1 protein-coding gene is annotated in these 2,577 nt (G+C 66.1%); it reads right to left on the minus strand.

The window, feature by feature from the left end; genetic code table 11:
- Positions 1-1,279: 1,279 nt before the first annotated feature.
- Positions 1,280-2,254, minus strand: coding sequence for a malate dehydrogenase (locus BIS11_RS14890; RefSeq protein ID WP_253426769.1), 975 nt, complete (start codon positions 2,252-2,254; stop codon positions 1,280-1,282).
- Between the last annotated feature and the right edge of the window lie 323 nt (positions 2,255-2,577).

A 2,577-nucleotide genomic window follows, 5' to 3' on the forward strand; every position in this document is an offset into this window, starting at 1 on the left:
TCACCCTGAGCCTCGGCGCCACCCTCATCGACACCCCGACCCAGGACCTGAGCAGCCTGCTCGGCCAGGGCGATCAGGCCCTTTACGAAGCCAAGCGCGACGGTCGCGACCAGTTGAAGATCCTTTCACACGCATAGCGCTACTCTTAAGCAACTGCCGGGCGGCTGAACGCCGCCACGCGGGTGCCTCGCTGGCGCTCGTTACGCCGCGCTACAAGGTGGGTGCCACCCCATCCCGTAGCGCGGGTAAGCCGAATGGCGCACCCGCGAAAAGCAGCGCGAAGCGAGGCTACAGGCGGCAATGGCACTATCCGGGCGGCTGGACGCCGCCACGCGGGTGCCTCGCTGGCGCTCGTTACGCCGCGCTACGAGATGGGTGCCACCCCATCCTGTAGCGCGGGTAAGCCGAACGGCGCACCCGCGAAAGGCAGCGCGAAGCGGTGCTACAGTCGGCAATAGCACATCCGGGCGGCTGGGCGCCGCCACGCGGGTGCCTCGCTGGCGCTCGTTACGCCGCGTTACGAGGTTGATGCCACTCCATCCCGTAGCGCGGGTAAGCCGTAGGGCGCACCCGCGAAAGGCAGCGCGAAGCAATGCTACAGGCGGCAATGGCACATTCGGGCGGCTGGGCGCCGCCACGCGGGTGCCTCGCTGGCGCTCGTTACGCCGCGCTACGAGGTTGGTGCCACCCCATCCCGTAGCGCGGGTAAGCCGTAGGGCGCACCCGCGAAAGGCAGCGCGAGGCGGTGCTGCAGGCGGCAATGGCACATCCGGGCGGCTGAACGCCGCCACGCGGGTGCCTCGCTGGCGCTCGTTACGCCGCGCCACAAGGTGGGTGCCACTCCATCCCGTAGCGCGGGTAAGCCGTAGGGCGCACCCGCTAAAGGCAGCGCGAAGCGGTGCTACAGGCGGCAATGGCACATCCGGGCGGCTGAACGCCGCCACGCGGGTGCCTCGCTGGCGCTCGTTACGCCGCGCTACGAGGTTGATGCCACCCCATCCCGTAGCGCGGGTAAGCCGAACGGCGCACCCGCGAAAGGCATCGCGAAGCGGTGCTACAGGCGGCAATGGCACATCCGGGCGGCTGAACGCCGCCACGCGGGTGCCTCGCTGGCGCTCGTTACGCCGCGCTACGAGGTTGGTGCCACCCCATTCCGTAGCGCGGGTAAGCCGTAGGGCGCACCCGCTAAAGGCAGCGCGAAGCGGTGCTTGGCGTAAGGTACGCAGGCAACAAAAAACCCCGCAATCGCTTGCGGGGTTCGGGTCATGCCATGGCCTGCTTAGCCGAGCAGGTGCTCGACGGCGGCGCGTTCTTCACGCAGTTCTTTCTCGGTGGCCTGCATCTTTTCCTTGCTGAAGGCGTCGATTTCGAAGCCCTGGACGATCTCGTACTTGCCGCCCTGACAGCGCACCGGGTAGGAGTAGATGATGCCTTCCTCGATGCCGTAGCTGCCGTCGGACGGGATCGCCATGCTGACGATGCCCTTGGAACCCAGCGCCCAGTCGCGCATGTGGTCGATGGCAGAGGACGCCGCCGAGGCCGCGGAGGAAGCGCCACGCGCCTTGATGATCGCGGCACCGCGCTGCTGCACGGTGGGGATGAAGTCGTTCTCGTACCAGTCGCGCTCGACCAGCTCGCTTGCCGCCTTGCCGTCGACGGTGCACTGGGCGATGTCCGGGTACTGGGTCGCGCTGTGGTTGCCCCAGATGATCATGTTCTCGACATCGGTGACGTGCTTGCCTGTCTTCTGGGCAAGCTGGGTCAGCGCGCGGTTGTGATCCAGGCGGGTCATCGCGGTGAACTGGCCCTTGTCGAGATCCGGCGCGTTTGCGGATGCGATCAGGGCGTTGGTGTTGGCCGGGTTACCCACGACCAGCACTTTCACGTCGCGGCTGGCGTTGTCGTTGAGCGCCTTGCCCTGGACCGAGAAGATCGCGGCGTTGGCCTCGAGCAGGTCCTTGCGCTCCATGCCCGGACCGCGCGGACGCGCACCCACCAGCAGGGCGTAGTCGGCATCCTTGAAGGCGACGTTGGGGTCGTCGGAGGCGATGATTTCCTGTACCAGCGGGAAGGCGCAGTCGTTGACTTCCATCACCACGCCATTGAGCGCATCCATGGCCTGGGGAATTTCCAGAAGCTGGAGAATGACGGGCTGATCCGCGCCCAGCATGTCGCCGGCGGCAATACGGAAAATGAGTGAGTAGCTGATCTGGCCGGCACCGCCGGTAATCGCAATACGTACGGGATCTTTCATCATTGCTCCTTGGTTGATTCGCCTTGGGATGGGTCGACAAAACTCAAGACGCCAAGATGGTATGCTCAGTTCACCGAAAACTCAATTAGACGAGAGGCGACCCGCCCGCTCGCGCCGGCCCAAGCTCGCCGCCACGCCGGGATTGCGCTATGGTGTGAGCCGTTGCCCACGCCTGTTCCATGACGAGACCGTTTGATCCCATGCGACGCATTCCCCTCTCCTACGCGCTGGCCCTGGCGTTCGTGCTGGCGCTGGTTCTCTGGCTGGCGCTGGGCGATGTCCAGCGCCAGCCAGAGAACCAGCGCCAGCACGAACGCCAGGGC

The sequence above is a fragment of the Halomonas sp. 707D4 genome (assembly GCF_024158685.1).
GTDB lineage: Bacteria > Pseudomonadota > Gammaproteobacteria > Pseudomonadales > Halomonadaceae > Vreelandella.

Bases quoted from the DNA above. Each gene is read 5' to 3' on its own strand.
- BIS11_RS14890 (WP_253426769.1), bottom strand. From the start codon at position 2,254: ATGAAAGATCCCGTACGTATTGCGATTACCGGCGGTGCCGGCCAGATC.